Below are 13,032 nucleotides of genomic sequence, written 5' to 3'. Positions count from 1 at the left end.
CGGTTACTCGGGCTGCGGTTGATAACCCATGCGCCAGCTCACCGCAGAGCTGGCCGCCAGCAGGCGTTGGGCCGCGGGTCCATGTTCATCGGCGTGGAACAGCGACGTCGGCCCTACCACGGTCAGCACCGCGGCGATCTTGCCGGTGGCATCGAATACCGGCGCCGACAGGGCATCGACCCCAGGCATCAGTAAACCGTGGACATGGTGCAAGCCGCGCTGGCGGATCTGCTCGGCCAGTGCGTCGTGGACCTGCGGGTCGGCCAGGGCATGGGGGGCACCTGTGGACAGTTCCTGCTGGCGCAGATCGAGGGTTTCCCGTTGTGGCAGGTAGGCGTTGAACACCAGCCCGGTGGATGAGCTGAGCAGGGGCAGCACCGAGCCCAATTGAGTGACCACGGTCACCGCTCGCACCGCCGGCTCGATGTGCACCACGGTCGCGCCCTGATTGCCCCACACCGCGAGGAAGCAGGTTTCGTTCAATTCGTCCCGCAGTTCCGCCAGGGGCAGGGCGCCCACTTTCAACACATCCATGCTGCCCAGGGCCGCCAGCCCCACCCGCAAGGCTTCACGACCCAGGCCGTAATGATTGGTGGCGGTGTTCTGCTCGGCAAAACCGCTGGCGATCAACGCCTGCAGATAACGGTGCACCTTGCTCGCCGGCATCTGCACATGTTCGGCCAGGCGCGAAAGAGAAGTGGCCGGTGACAGTTCGGCCAGGGCCTTGAGGATGTCGGTGCCGACTTCGGCCGAGCGGACTTTCTGTTTACCGGTGCTGTCGCTGGTGCTGCGCGGCTTTTCCATGGAGGTGTCGGGGTCCCGTGACAAGTGGCGGTCTTTATAGCTTGACGCTCATAGGCAATCAAATTACGTTATGCGTAATTGGATTACGATAAAAATAACCCAGGCGTGCCGATAACTCTTGTGAAGGAGTGGTGGGCCCCTGCCTATTCCAACTTCCAGGAGGCTCCATGAACCTCGATTCTTCGGCGTCGGCCCTCAGCTACCAATCGGGCTTCGGCAATGAATTCGCCAGCGAAGCCCTGCCGGGCGCACTGCCCGTCGGCCAGAACTCCCCGCAAAAAGCCCCGTACGGCCTGTACGCCGAACTGTTTTCCGGCACCGCCTTCACCATGACCCGCAGCGAAGCCCGGCGCACCTGGATGTACCGCATCCAGCCTTCGGCCAAGCACCCGGCTTTTGCCAAGCTGGCGCGGCAACTGGCAGGCGGCCCGTTGGGTGAAGTCACCCCCAACCGCCTGCGCTGGAGCCCCTTGCAGATTCCAGGCGAGCCCACCGACTTCATCGACGGCCTGGTGGCCATGGTGGCCAACTCGGCAGCGCAGCATCCGGCCGGTATCAGCGTCTATCACTACCGCGCCAACCGCTCGATGGAGCGGGTGTTCTTCAACGCCGATGGCGAGTTGCTGCTGGTGCCAGAACTGGGCCGCCTGCGCATCGTCACCGAGTTGGGTGTGCTGCAGCTGGAGCCGCTGGAGATCGCCGTGCTGCCCCGCGGCCTGAAATTCCGCGTCGAGCTGGTGGACCCGCAAGCCCGTGGCTATGTCGCCGAGAACCACGGTGCGCCATTGCGCCTGCCGGACCTCGGGCCCATTGGCAGCAACGGCCTGGCCAACCCTCGCGACTTCCTGGCGCCGGTGGCCCATTACGAAGACCTGCGCCAGCCCACCACGCTCATCCAGAAATACCTCGGCGAACTCTGGGGCTGCGAGCTCGACCACTCGCCGCTGAACGTCGTCGCCTGGCACGGCAACAACGTGCCGTACAAATACGACCTGCGCCGTTTCAACACCATCGGCACGGTCAGCTTCGACCACCCGGACCCGTCGATCTTCACCGTCTTGACCTCGCCCACCAGCGTGCCGGGCCTGGCCAACCTGGATTTCGTGATCTTCCCGCCACGCTGGATGGTGGCCGAGAACACCTTCCGTCCACCGTGGTTCCACCGCAACCTGATGAACGAGTTCATGGGCCTGATCCAGGGCGCCTACGATGCCAAGGCCGAAGGCTTCCTGCCCGGCGGGGCGTCGCTGCACAGCTGCATGAGCGCCCACGGCCCGGACGGCGAAACCTGCACCAAGGCGATCAACGTCGAGCTGCAGCCGGCCAAGATCGATAACACCATGGCCTTCATGTTCGAAACCAGCCAGGTGCTGCGCCCGAGCCAGTTCGCCCTGGAATGCCCGGAGCTGCAGAACGACTACGATGCTTGCTGGGCCTCGCTGCCCGTCACCTTCAACCCGAATCGGAGATAACCCATGACCTCAACCATCACCCGTAGCTGGGTCGAGTCCGCCAACGGTCACCCCGACTTCCCGTTGCAGAACCTGCCCCTGGGGGTCTTCAGCACCCAGGGTTCGGCGCCCCGCAGTGGCGTTGCCATTGGCGAACAGATTTTCGACCTGGAAGCGGCGCTGGACGCCGGCCTGTTCGAAGGCCAGGCCAAGGCCGCGGTGCAAGCCGCCCGTGGTGGTCAGTTGAACGCTTTCTTCCAGCTTGGCCGTCCGGCCCGCGTCGCCCTGCGTGAGCGCCTGCTGGAACTGCTGGGCGAGGGCAGCAGCCTGCGCGACAAGATCCAAGCCCTGGGCGCGAAGCTGCTGCCCCTGGCGGCGGACTGCCAGATGCACCTGCCGGCCAAGATCAATGACTACACCGACTTCTATGTCGGCATCGAGCACGCGCAGAACGTCGGCAAGCTGTTTCGTCCCGACAACCCCCTGTTGCCCAACTACAAGTACGTGCCCATCGGCTACCACGGTCGCGCCTCGACCATCCGCGTCTCCGGTGCCGATGTGCGCCGGCCCAAGGGCCAGACCCTGCCGGCCGGGCAGAGCGAGCCGACCTTCGGCCCCTGCGCACGCCTGGACTATGAACTGGAACTGGGCATCTGGATTGGCCAGGGCAACGAGATGGGCGAGCCCATCGCGATTGGCGACGCCGCCGAGCACATTGCCGGTTTCTGTCTGCTCAACGACTGGTCGGCGCGGGACATCCAGGCCTGGGAATACCAGCCGCTGGGGCCGTTCCTGTCGAAGAGCTTCATCACCAGTATTTCGCCCTGGGTGGTGACCGCCGAAGCCCTGGAGCCGTTCCGCCAGGCCCAGCCCCAGCGTCCTGAAGGCGACCCGCAACCCTTGCCTTATCTGCTGGACAAGCGCGATCAGGCCGCTGGCGGCTTCGACATCGAGCTGGAAGTGCTGCTGATCACCCAGGCCATGCGCGAGCAGGGCTTGCCGCCCCACCGCCTGACCCTGAGCAACACCCAGTACATGTACTGGACCGTGGCGCAAATGGTCGCGCACCACAGCGTCAACGGTTGCCAGTTGCAGGCGGGTGACCTGTTTGGTTCGGGCACCTTGTCCGGTCCGCAGAGCGGTCAGTTCGGCAGCCTGCTGGAGATCACCGAAGGCGGCAAGAAGCCCATCGAGCTGGCTTCCGGCGAGGTGCGCAAGTTCCTCGAAGACGGCGATGAAATCATCCTGCGCGGGCGTTGCCGCCGCGAAGGCTTCGCCTCCATCGGCTTCGGCGAATGCCGTGGCACGGTCCAATCGGCGCGTTAAGGGAGAGCCCCATGCAGCTCTATACCTACTACCGTTCCACCGCGTCCTATCGGGTGCGGATTGCCCTGGCCCTCAAGGGCCTGGAGTTCCAGGCCATCCCGGTCAACCTGCTGGTGCCCAAGGGCGGCGCCAACCGCCAGCCGGAGTACCTGGAGATCAACCCCCAGGGACGGGTACCGGCCCTGCGCACCGACGACGGCGACCTGCTGATCCAGTCCCTGGCGATCATCGAGTACCTGGAGGAACGTTATCCACAGGTGCCGCTGCTGTCCGAGGACCTGGCCAGCCGTGCCCGGGAACGGGCGGTGGCGGCGATCATCGGCTGCGACGTCCATCCGCTGCATAACTCCAGCACCCTCAACCTGCTGCGCGAGTGGGGGCATGAGGAAGAACAGTTGCTGGTGTGGATCGACCACTGGATCAGCCAGGGCCTGGCCGCCCTGGAACAACTGATCGGTGACCACGGCTTCTGTTTCGGCGATGAGCCGGGGCTGGCCGATGTGTTCCTGATTCCCCAGCTGTATGCCGCCGAGCGCTTCAAGGTGTCTCTGGATGAGTATCCACGGATTCTCCGAGTCGCAGCCCTGGCTGCGGCGCACCCGGCGTTCCAGGCTGCGCACCCGGCCAACCAGCCGGACACCCCGGCCTGAGCCTGCACGCTGCCCCGGCGTGCGGGGCAGTGTGGCATCCGTATCAACCGGGCCCCGCAACGGGGCTTGAGCGGTCACCGCCTGTGACCTGCGCAACACTGCTGCTCATAACCATAAAAAACGAACAGGTACCTTGCGATGCAAAATCAGATTGCCAGCTTTCGTGCTGCGCTCGACGCCCGCCCGGTGTCCCGCTATCAGTGGTTGCTCCTGTTGCTTCTCGCCTTGCTGCTGGTCACTGACGGCTACGATGCCCAGGTCCTGGGTTATGTGGTGCCGGCCCTGGCCCAGGACTGGGGCCTGGAAAAGTCCGCCTTCGGCCCGGTGTTCAGCGCCAACCTGCTGGGCTTGACTCTCGGCTCTCTGGCAGTGACACCTCTGGCAGACCGGTTCGGGGTGCGACGGATTCTGCTCGGTTGCGTGCTGATCTACGCCAGCCTGACGGTGCTGATGGTGTTCGCCAATTCCCTCGACAGCCTGATGGCCGCGCGCTTTATCTGCGGGATTGGCATGGGCGGCGCCATGCCCAGCGCCATGGCCCTGATGTCCGAGTATTCGCCGCCACGCTTGCGCACCTTGATGGTGACCTTGGCCGCCTGCGGTTTCTCGTTCGGTGGCGCTGCCGGTGGTTTTGTCGCTGCCGGTTTCATCGACCGCTTCGGTTGGGAGGCGGTGTTCCTGGCCGGTGGGATCACGCCGTTGTTGCTGTTTCCGTTCCTGGTCTGGCGCCTGCCCGAATCCCTGCCGCGCTTGCTGCGCGATGCGCCGCCTTATGCGCGCTTGCGCAAGGTCACTGCGCAGATGCTCCCGGACTGGCAGCCACCGCCGGTTGTCGGCGACGCCACTGAAGCACCGGCAGGCAGCAAGCTCACGGTGCTGGAGCTGTTCCGCCAGGGCTATGCGCGGCCAACGCTGCTGATCTGGTCGACGTTTTTTGTCAGCCTGATCCTCCTGTACTTCATGATCAGTTGGTTGCCGACCTTGCTGCTGGAAAGTGGCCTGGCCCTGAAACAGGCCAATCTGGTGACCTCGATGTTCCTCTTCGCCGGCACCCTGGGGGCGATCTGCATGGCCTGGTTCGCCGACCGCCTCAAGCGCAAGGTGCGCTTGCTGGCGGCCGTGCTCGGCGCCGCGGCCCTGTGCACGGTGTTGCTCGGCCTGAATCACGACAACCCGCGTTATCTGGTGGTGTTCGTGTTCGCCGCCGGTTTTTGCATTATCGGCGGCCAGCTGACCCTCAACGCTTTCGCCAGCAATTTCTATCCGGCTCAGGTGCGCGCCACCGGCACTGGCTGGGCGCTGGGGGTGGGGCGCTTCGGTTCGATCCTCGGGCCCTTGTTCGGCAGCCTGCTGTTGGCGATGCATATCCCGGTGCAGCAGATTTTCTTCTTCTGCGCGATTCCGGCGGTACTGGCGGCCTTGCTGATCATCCAGGTGCGCTCGCCGTCCGAGGCTCCCGCAGGGGGGGCGGGAGTGGCCCCCGAGCTGCAGGCACCGCTCAAGTCCTGATGTGCTGTCGGTTCAGCGTGCCAGGTGCTTGATCATCGGCACGCAGGCCAGAGTCAGGCCCCGGGGCGACTGGTACTGGGCGATCCGCTCGCCGACGAAACCGCACTGACGATAGAAGTGGGCGGCGTTCAAGGTCGAGTCCAGGATCAGGTGCGGCAGCCCGGCTTGCAGGGCCCGTTCCTCAAGGTAGGCCATCATCTGCCGGCCAATCCCCTGGCCCATGTAGGGCGGGTCGACGAACACCGCGTCGACCTGTCCGGTCTCCAGGTCGAGCAGGCCGCTGGCGGTTACCTGGTCGTCGATGACGGCCACGTAGCCGGTGTTTTCCACCACTTCGATGAAGTAGTCCGCCAGGCTGCCGGCGGTCCATACCTGCAAGTCGGCGTCGGGGTAGTGGCCGCGGCACTGGTGGTTGATGGCTTGGTTACGAATGTCGAAGACCCGTTGCGCGTCGCCGCCATGAGCTTTTCTGATCAGCATGCTGTGCCCGTTCCGTGGAGTGAGCCGAGCATCCTGCCTGAGCTCGGGTGGGGCTGTCATGCGGCCCTGGCCTGGATCAGCAGCAGCCCCCAGCCGGTCAGCAGCGTGCCGTCCGTCCGCAGCAAGGGTTGCATGGCCCCGTGCAGTTCGTCCTTCATCAGTGTGCAGGTGGCGGGCGTCAGACGGTCAAGGTCGTAGGTTTCCCCCAGGGAGTTCCAGAACTCCTCGAAGGTGGGGGTCCATTCAAGGTCCAGCTCTTCGAATTGCACGTCACGGTAATGGCGCGCCAACAGTTCTTGCCAGCCACTCGGGGACTGGGTACGTGGGTCCACCAGAGGCAGGGGCGCTAGCCGGTCGCGTTGGGCGGCGGCACGAAAGGCCTGCAAGTAGCGCTGGCCCGGTTCGCCCAGGAGAAAGCTGCGGCCGACGATGGCCGACAGTTGTCCACCCCGGGCCAGGACTCGATGCACTTCGGCCAGTACCTGTTCGATATCGCTCATGAGCATCAGCGCCAGGTGCGAGACCACAGCGTCGACGCTATCGGTGGCCAGGGACAGGGACTGGGCACGCTCATTGAGCAACATACTGCGCTCCCCGAGACGGGCGCGTGCAGCCTGCAGTTCGGTGGTGCTCATGTCCACACCGACCAATCGCGCCGCGGGATACTGCCTGGCGAGCAGATCCAGCAGGAAACCGTCGCCGCAGCCCAGGTCCAGTAGTTGCGCGCCGGGCCGAGCGGTGGCCAGTGTGGCGGCCAGCATGTCGTAGGAGGAACCGCGTCCCGGCAGGCTCAACCCGGAAAAGGCCGGTGGCGTGGTGCCGGGGCGGCGCTGGTGAAAGTCCTGAAGAAAGCGTTCGGCACTGTTCATGCTGTTCATCCTTGATGCAAGCGGTGAGCGGAGGTGGCGCGCGGGTGATTGTCGCACGCAGGCAGTGCCCAGCTCTCAATGGACGATGTTGTTGGGCGGCAGATGCCCCAGGCGCTCGGTCAGGCGCAGGCGCTGGATCGGGTCGTCGCTGAGCAGCAAGGCGTGTTCCAGGTCGAAGCGCTCGGCATTCGGGCACTCCAGGCGTTGATAGAGGCTGGCCCGGGCCAGGTAGTCGGCGGCGCTGCCGTTGCCCAGTTCCAGCACGCGCTCGGCATTGATCAGGGCCGCCAGGTTGTCGTCGTAGGACAGGTGCAACTGGCGCAGATTGCGCGACAGGCGCTGGAACATCTGCAGCGGCTCGGCATTGGCCAGGTGTTCGGCACTGAGCTTGATATGGGCGCCGTACTGGCGTTGCAGCAGTTCCCGGCAGTCGGCGGGGTACAGTCGGCGTCCGCCGCAGGGATCGAGCAGATGGTCGGCGCCGGGCACCCGCAGCAGAAAGTGCCCGGGGAAGTTCACCCCCACCAGGGGAATCTGCAACCGTTGTGCCAGCTCCAGGGCAATCAGGGCCAGGGCCAGGGGTTGCCCGCGGCGCGATTCCAGGACCTTGTCCATCAGCGCCGCCTGGGGGCGCAGAGGCAGGTGCTCGTCCTGCTGGAAGCCCAGGTCGTTCATGCGCCGCAACAGTGGCTGGCCCAGTTCGTTCGGCGGTAGATGAGGCAGGCTGCTGCCGATCTGCAGCTGGATCTCCTTGAAGGCTTCCAAGTGACGCTCGGGCACAAGTTTTGGTGCATGCTCGGCGGCAATCCACAGGGCCGCTTCCAGCAGGGCTGGTGGCGAGCGGTGCAGGCAGGCGAAAAAGGCTTGGCGCGGGTTCATCTCAACCTCCGACGGATGCCTCGTTTTAGCCTCGTGGCGCAGGTTCGTCCAGTGCTGACACAGGTGGTAGCAGGTTATTTCCCAATGCCTGCAAAAGCCTGCGGCTTATTCCAGCCTGGCGCAGCAAATTCCAGGCGCAAGCCTATACTGGCGACTACAAGAAGTGATTCGGGAGCCCGTCGATGTTCGCTCTCATGCACAGCACTCGCCTTGAATCGCTGCACCTCAGCGTCGACCCCAGCACCGGGTTGAAGGCAGTGATCGCCATCCACAACAACCGCCTGGGGCCCGCCCTGGGCGGTTGCCGTTATCTGGCCTATCCCGACACCACCAGTGCCGTGGAAGACGCTGCGCGACTGGCCCAGGGCATGAGCTACAAGGCGGCCCTGGCCGGCTTGCCTCAAGGCGGCGGTACCGCGGTGATCATCCGTCCGGCCCATGTGGAAAACCGCGCGGCGCTGTTCGAGGCCTTTGGCCGTTGCATCGAGCAACTGGACGGGCGCTACATCACCGCCATCGACAGCGGCACCTCGGTGGCCGACATGGACTGCATCGCTCAGCAGACCCGCTACGTCACCAGCACCAGCGCCGCCGGAGACCCGTCGCCCCACACCGCCATGGGCGTATTCGCCGGGATTCGCAGCACCGCCATGGCCCGCCTGGGCAGCGACAACCTGGAAGGCCTGCGGGTGGCGATCCAGGGCCTGGGCAACGTCGGCTTTGCCTTGGCCGAGCAACTGCACGCCGCCGGTGCCGAGCTGCTGGTCAGCGACATTGATGCCGGCAAGGTGCAGTTGGCCATGGAGCAACTCGGGGCGCATCCCGTCGCCAACGATTCGTTGCTCAGCACCCCTTGCGACATTCTCGCCCCTTGCGGCCTTGGCGCCGTGCTCAACAGCCTCAGCGTGGCCCAGTTGCGCTGCGCGGCGGTGGCCGGTTCGGCCAACAATCAACTGACCAACCTGCAAGTGGCCGATCAACTGGAGCGGCGCGGGATTCTCTATGCGCCGGACTACGTGATCAATTCGGGTGGCCTGATCTATGTGTCCCTCAAGCATCGCAATGAGCAGCTTCCGGTGATCACCGCGCACCTGTCGAAGATCAGCCTGCGGCTGACGGAGATCTTCGCCCACGCCCAGGCGGAAAAACGCTCCCCGGCGCGGGTCGCGGACGAACTGGCGGAGCGGGTGCTGTACCGTTAGGTAGCTGTGTCTTATCCCTTTGGCTTGCCCTCTGTAGTATCAGGGCCCGGGAAAGGTTGCCGGGCTGAGCCTGAACCCTCACAGGCCAACGACAAGGAGTGAATTCGACGATGCCTCAAGTGCTGGATAGTGGCCTGGATGAGCAGTTGTCCTCGCTGTTGCGCAAAGGTGCGGATATTCAATCGATACGCCAGCTTCTTGAGCGGTGCCGGGATTGGGGCGTTGGCGCGCAGGCGGTGTACAACTATCTGGCGTCGCTCAGGCATGACGCATCTGCAGAACTTGAAGACAGAATCCTGGAAGCCATGGATATAGCGTCCGGATACTGCTCCCCAGGCTGCAGGGTGTGGGAGGTTGCGCCATGACCCAGGCCCATACCGACCAACCATTGATCGGGTGTTCTGTCAGGGACCAGCAGTTGTACGCTGCGGCGTGCCTGGAGGCTTACTGCCTGAGCAAAGGTATTGCTCATCCTGCTGTAGATGACTTGTTAAAGCACCTTGAGGACTACCCGGAAAAAGATCGTTTACTGGCCTGGGACAGGGCCGGAGCGCAACTGGCATTGAATGGTCGAGGGGATGATTTGCCACAAAGCCTTGTTGCTTTGATAGCGCCTGAAGATATCGAGGCGTTCTCCAGTCTCGTCGACAGCGCGGTTGAAGTTGGAATGGTCGACCTGTATGGAGGCGCGACCGATTTGCCCGTGATTTTCATGGGCAAGATCACTGCGATATTGCGTCGCAACCTGATCGATTTGCCCGAGCCGAAAGGCGCGGCAGTCGTTTGACCGGCGGCTGCATCAAGGGCACTCCTTGATTGGCAAACATGAAAAAAGCCCTGTGCCATGGACACAGAGCTTATTCAATTCGCGTAAAGCCTATTTCGCTGCCTTGGCCGCTTTCGCCGGTTTGGTCGGCGCCTCGACTTCAGCAGGTTGCTGCGCTTCAACCACCTCCAGCGCGGGAGCGGGGGCGCTGAGCAATTCGGACAACGCATCCGGCTGGCTCTTGAAGGCCCTGGCGAATACATCGCGGTTCTTCGCCATGTAGATCCCGGCTTCTTCCACCTGTTGCTCGCTCAGCGACGGCACGGCTTTTTGCAACACTTGCGCCAGCATTTCAGCCAGTTCGAGCATTTTGTCATGACGGTCAGCTTCGGCTTTATCCATGAACAAGCGCTCCAGATCTCGGCTGCTGCGGTATACCACTTCGACGGCCATTCACCACCTCACATGCCTTCACGATAATGGGTCTGTATAAATACTGTATCTATATACAGGTCGAGAGAATAGGCGAATCCTTTTCCCTTGGATAGTGGCTTTTTAATGTAGACGGAATTTTTTTCCCGGGTCGATTGTGATGGGGCCGTGCCTCGTTGCGGGCGGCCACCATCTCATTGACGGCTCCTGGCCTTTTTTCTGCATGCAGAACAACCGTCACGTCCAATCCGCATCATCCGGTCGAACCGACCTAAGGAAGAACCATCGTGAAAATCAATTGGGCCGAGAACCTGCGGCAGAACGTCCATCAACTGGCCGAGTCCCTGGGCAACCTGTTTGTCGAGTCGTTCCATTACCTGGCGCTGTTCGCCATTGGCGCGGTGACTGCCTGGGCGGCGGTGATGGAATTCCTGCAGATGCTCGAGGCAGGCCACATCAAGATCGATGACATCCTGCTGTTGTTCATCTACCTGGAATTGGGGGCGATGGTCGGTATCTACTTCAAGACCAACCATATGCCAGTGCGTTTCCTGATCTACGTGGCGATCACCGCGCTGACCCGGCTACTGATTTCCAACGTCTCGCACCACAGCCCGCCAGACCTGGGGATCATCTACCTGTGTGGCGGCATCCTGCTGCTGGCCTTCGCCATTCTGGTGGTGCGCTACGCCTCGTCGCAGTTTCCCTCGGTGAAGATCGAGCATCCGCAACGCAAGATCGGCGCGGGCTCCGGCGAGCACCCGGAAGTGGAGAAGGGCGAGCTCTAGAAACGCAAGGCCTGGGGCGCGGGCTTATGGCCAGCGGACGGCAGCAGTGCGAGGCTGTCGCCGTTGGTCATGGCTTCGAGGATGGCCACGGCGCTGTGGCCTTGCTCGATGGCGATGCCGAATTGAATGCTTTGCACCAGGCGCTTGATGCGCTGCGGGTCATTGCGCTGGGCTGCGCTGATCATGCGCTTGGCCACCACGCGGCCGGCCTGGGACAAGGTCAGCATGATGCTGCCGTCCAGGCCCTGGATGCTCAGGTTGACCTGATAATCCGGGGTGAAGGTGTCGGTAATCAGTTGAAATGGGTTGTCCATGATGCGTCACCGCCTGATTGGATCGTGCAGTCATTGACTGGCAGGGCGCGGAATTAGTTCGCGATTCCAGACCGCTGGCCGGTCGTGTGCCGAGGTTTGCCTACGTCCGTGTTGCTCAAGGATGAACAAAGCAAGGGGCATGCCGGGAACCTCGCCGGGCAATGATTGCGGGGACAAAAAAGCGGACCACAAGGTCCGCTTTTTTTATTCCTGCCCGTTTCAGGGCACGACCGAGTAAATGATCGCAGACAGTGCGATCAGGCCGATCAGCACCACGAACAGGTTCGACAGCTGGCCCGAATACTGGCGCAGCGAAGGCACCCGCTGGATCGCGTACATCGGCATCAAAAACAGCAGGCAGGCGATCACCGGTCCGCCCATGGTCTCGATAATGTGCAGGATACTCGGGTTGAAGGTGGCCACGGCCCAGCAAGTGAGGATCATGAACAGCGCGGTGATCTTTTCCAGGCGGGTGGACGACAGCGAGCGCCCCCGCAGGTTTTTTACGATCAGCCCCTGAAAGCCTTCGCTGGCGCCGATGTAGTGGCCCAGGAACGACTTGGTAATGGCCACCAGGGCGATCAGCGGTGCGGCGTAGGCGATGACCGGGGTCTGGAAGTGGTTGGCCAGGTACGACAGGATCGAGATGTTCTGTTCCTTGGCCGCCACCAGGTCCGCCGGCGACAGGGCCAGCACGCAGCTGAAGCAGAAGAACATCACCGTCAGCACCATCATGGCGTGGGCCGTGGCCAGGATGCCGCTGCTCTTGCGTTCGGCCTGGGCGCCGTAATGGCGTTTCTGATCCAGGGCGAAGGCCGAGATGATCGGCGAATGGTTGAAGGAGAACACCATCACCGGAATCGCCAGCCACAGGGTCTTGAAGAACAGCGGCAGGGGCATGCCCTCGCTGGCCGAGGCGAAGAACGCGCCGTTCCAGTTGGGAATCAGGCTCAGGGCCAGTAGCAGCAAGGCGGCGACGAACGGATAGACCAGCAGGCTCATGGCCCGCACGATCACGTCCTGGCCACACCGCACGATGGCCATCAAGCCGAGGATCAGCAGCAGCGACAGCAGCGCCCGAGGCGGCGGGGTCATGTGCAACTGGTGCTCCATGAAGTTGCCCAGGGTGTTGGTCAGGGCCACGCTGTACACCAGCAGGATCGGGAAGATGGCGAAGAAGTAGAGCAGGGTGATCAGCTTGCCGGCACCGACCCCGAAGTGTTCTTCCACCACCTCGGTGATGTCCCCGGAGCGCCCGGAGAGGACGAAACGGGTCAGGCCGCGGTGAGCAAAGAAGGTCATGGGGAAGGCCAGCAGCGCCAGCACGATCAATGGCCAGAAGCCACCGACCCCGGCGTTGATCGGCAGGAACAGGGTGCCGGCGCCGATGGCGGTGCCATACAGGCCGAGCATCCAGGTGGTGTCGTGCTTGCTCCAGCCTTGCCGGGCTGTCGCCGTGTCGCGGGGTGTGGCTACTGCGGGATTTTCGGCAGCAGGTGTGGGTACATCGGTCATCGGTATCGCCTCGTTATTATTTTTGCTCGGGCTCACGTGTTACGGAC

Annotated in this window: 14 protein-coding genes and 1 pseudogene; 8 read left to right on the top strand and 7 right to left on the bottom strand. The window is 63.3% G+C overall.

Annotated features, from left to right (window positions below):
- Positions 1-3: 3 nt before the first annotated feature.
- Positions 4-804, bottom strand: a complete 801-nt coding sequence (locus J5M73_RS13505) for an IclR family transcriptional regulator (protein ID WP_102861192.1) — start codon at positions 802-804, stop codon at positions 4-6.
- Positions 805-971: 167 nt separating this feature from the next.
- Between J5M73_RS13505 and hmgA the strand changes: the two genes are divergently transcribed.
- The 4 genes from hmgA to J5M73_RS13485 all read left to right on the top strand — a co-directional run bounded on the left by hmgA (position 972) and on the right by J5M73_RS13485 (position 5,740).
- Positions 972-2,276: a homogentisate 1,2-dioxygenase gene (gene hmgA, locus J5M73_RS13500; protein WP_207815792.1), complete on the top strand. Its 1,305-nt coding sequence runs from the start codon at positions 972-974 to the stop codon at positions 2,274-2,276.
- Between the two features lie 3 nt (positions 2,277-2,279).
- A complete protein-coding gene (gene fahA / locus J5M73_RS13495) occupies positions 2,280-3,581 on the top strand; it encodes a fumarylacetoacetase (protein WP_207167081.1) in 1,302 nt (433 codons plus the stop codon).
- Between the two features lie 11 nt (positions 3,582-3,592).
- Positions 3,593-4,231, top strand: a complete 639-nt coding sequence (gene maiA / locus J5M73_RS13490) for a maleylacetoacetate isomerase (RefSeq protein WP_102861194.1) — start codon at positions 3,593-3,595, stop codon at positions 4,229-4,231.
- Positions 4,232-4,369: 138 nt separating this feature from the next.
- Positions 4,370-5,740, top strand: a complete 1,371-nt coding sequence (locus J5M73_RS13485; RefSeq protein WP_207815791.1) for an aromatic acid/H+ symport family MFS transporter — start codon at positions 4,370-4,372, stop codon at positions 5,738-5,740.
- A gap of 12 nt (positions 5,741-5,752) precedes the next feature.
- Here the strand turns inward: J5M73_RS13485 and J5M73_RS13480 are convergent, their stop codons facing one another.
- The 3 genes from J5M73_RS13480 to J5M73_RS13470 form a co-directional block, all read right to left on the bottom strand.
- Positions 5,753-6,220 (bottom strand): GNAT family N-acetyltransferase, encoded by a 468-nt coding sequence (locus J5M73_RS13480; RefSeq protein ID WP_102861196.1) that lies wholly within the window; start codon positions 6,218-6,220, stop codon positions 5,753-5,755.
- A gap of 56 nt (positions 6,221-6,276) precedes the next feature.
- Positions 6,277-7,098 carry a class I SAM-dependent methyltransferase gene (locus tag J5M73_RS13475; RefSeq protein WP_207167082.1) on the bottom strand — a complete coding sequence of 274 codons (822 nt, stop codon included), beginning with the start codon at positions 7,096-7,098 and terminating at the stop codon, positions 6,277-6,279.
- 66 nt (positions 7,099-7,164) lie between these two features.
- The gene (locus J5M73_RS13470) at positions 7,165-7,968 is read right to left on the bottom strand and encodes a transglutaminase family protein (protein WP_102861198.1); all 804 of its coding nucleotides are present in this window, start codon (positions 7,966-7,968) and stop codon (positions 7,165-7,167) included.
- A gap of 182 nt (positions 7,969-8,150) precedes the next feature.
- Here J5M73_RS13470 and J5M73_RS13465 point away from each other — a divergent pair, with 182 nt between their 5' ends.
- The 3 genes from J5M73_RS13465 to J5M73_RS13455 all read left to right on the top strand — a co-directional run bounded on the left by J5M73_RS13465 (position 8,151) and on the right by J5M73_RS13455 (position 9,957).
- The gene (locus tag J5M73_RS13465) at positions 8,151-9,170 is read left to right on the top strand and encodes a Glu/Leu/Phe/Val dehydrogenase dimerization domain-containing protein (RefSeq protein WP_102861199.1); all 1,020 of its coding nucleotides are present in this window, start codon (positions 8,151-8,153) and stop codon (positions 9,168-9,170) included.
- 110 nt (positions 9,171-9,280) lie between these two features.
- Complete coding sequence (locus J5M73_RS13460; protein ID WP_102861200.1) at positions 9,281-9,535, top strand: hypothetical protein; 255 nt, start codon at positions 9,281-9,283, stop codon at positions 9,533-9,535.
- Positions 9,532-9,957, top strand: coding sequence for a hypothetical protein (locus J5M73_RS13455; protein ID WP_207815790.1), 426 nt, complete (start codon positions 9,532-9,534; stop codon positions 9,955-9,957). Before J5M73_RS13460 ends, J5M73_RS13455 begins: the two co-directional genes overlap by 4 nt.
- Before the next feature lie 192 nt (positions 9,958-10,149).
- On the opposite strand, the pseudogene J5M73_RS13450 reads toward J5M73_RS13455, so the two are convergent.
- Positions 10,150-10,389, bottom strand: a pseudogene (locus J5M73_RS13450) (YebG family protein); the annotation flags it as partial.
- A 266-nt stretch (positions 10,390-10,655) separates the two neighbouring features.
- Between J5M73_RS13450 and J5M73_RS13445 the strand changes: the two are divergent.
- The gene (locus J5M73_RS13445; protein WP_102861203.1) at positions 10,656-11,156 is read left to right on the top strand and encodes a phosphate-starvation-inducible PsiE family protein; all 501 of its coding nucleotides are present in this window, start codon (positions 10,656-10,658) and stop codon (positions 11,154-11,156) included.
- Here the strand turns inward: J5M73_RS13445 and J5M73_RS13440 are convergent.
- Together J5M73_RS13440 and J5M73_RS13435 are read right to left on the bottom strand one after the other, a co-directional pair.
- The gene (locus J5M73_RS13440; protein ID WP_102861204.1) at positions 11,153-11,470 is read right to left on the bottom strand and encodes a DUF3509 domain-containing protein; all 318 of its coding nucleotides are present in this window, start codon (positions 11,468-11,470) and stop codon (positions 11,153-11,155) included. The genes J5M73_RS13445 and J5M73_RS13440 overlap by 4 nt on opposite strands.
- Before the next feature lie 219 nt (positions 11,471-11,689).
- A complete protein-coding gene (locus tag J5M73_RS13435) occupies positions 11,690-12,985 on the bottom strand; it encodes a serine/threonine transporter (RefSeq protein ID WP_102861205.1) in 1,296 nt (431 codons plus the stop codon).
- Between the last annotated feature and the right edge of the window lie 47 nt (positions 12,986-13,032).

It is taken from the genome of Pseudomonas sp. 50_B (genome assembly GCF_017491625.1).
GTDB lineage: Bacteria > Pseudomonadota > Gammaproteobacteria > Pseudomonadales > Pseudomonadaceae > Aquipseudomonas > Aquipseudomonas danubii.
Note: the sequence above shows the minus strand (reverse complement) of the source record. Positions and strands in the feature narration are given on the sequence as shown.

Excerpts from the sequence above, each read along its gene's own strand:
- J5M73_RS13465 (WP_102861199.1), top strand. The coding sequence starts at position 8,151 with ATGTTCGCTCTCATGCACAGCACTCGCCTTGAATCGCTGCACCTCAGC.
- hmgA (WP_207815792.1), top strand. The coding sequence starts at position 972 with ATGAACCTCGATTCTTCGGCGTCGGCCCTCAGCTACCAATCGGGCTTC.
- J5M73_RS13475 (WP_207167082.1), bottom strand. The coding sequence starts at position 7,098 with ATGAACAGCATGAACAGTGCCGAACGCTTTCTTCAGGACTTTCACCAG.
- fahA (WP_207167081.1), top strand. The coding sequence starts at position 2,280 with ATGACCTCAACCATCACCCGTAGCTGGGTCGAGTCCGCCAACGGTCAC.
- J5M73_RS13480 (WP_102861196.1), bottom strand. The coding sequence starts at position 6,220 with ATGCTGATCAGAAAAGCTCATGGCGGCGACGCGCAACGGGTCTTCGAC.
- maiA (WP_102861194.1), top strand. The coding sequence starts at position 3,593 with ATGCAGCTCTATACCTACTACCGTTCCACCGCGTCCTATCGGGTGCGG.
- J5M73_RS13455 (WP_207815790.1), top strand. The coding sequence starts at position 9,532 with ATGACCCAGGCCCATACCGACCAACCATTGATCGGGTGTTCTGTCAGG.
- J5M73_RS13470 (WP_102861198.1), bottom strand. The coding sequence starts at position 7,968 with ATGAACCCGCGCCAAGCCTTTTTCGCCTGCCTGCACCGCTCGCCACCA.
- J5M73_RS13505 (WP_102861192.1), bottom strand. The coding sequence starts at position 804 with ATGGAAAAGCCGCGCAGCACCAGCGACAGCACCGGTAAACAGAAAGTC.
- J5M73_RS13485 (WP_207815791.1), top strand. The coding sequence starts at position 4,370 with ATGCAAAATCAGATTGCCAGCTTTCGTGCTGCGCTCGACGCCCGCCCG.
- J5M73_RS13440 (WP_102861204.1), bottom strand. The coding sequence starts at position 11,470 with ATGGACAACCCATTTCAACTGATTACCGACACCTTCACCCCGGATTAT.
- J5M73_RS13460 (WP_102861200.1), top strand. The coding sequence starts at position 9,281 with ATGCCTCAAGTGCTGGATAGTGGCCTGGATGAGCAGTTGTCCTCGCTG.
- J5M73_RS13435 (WP_102861205.1), bottom strand. The coding sequence starts at position 12,985 with ATGACCGATGTACCCACACCTGCTGCCGAAAATCCCGCAGTAGCCACA.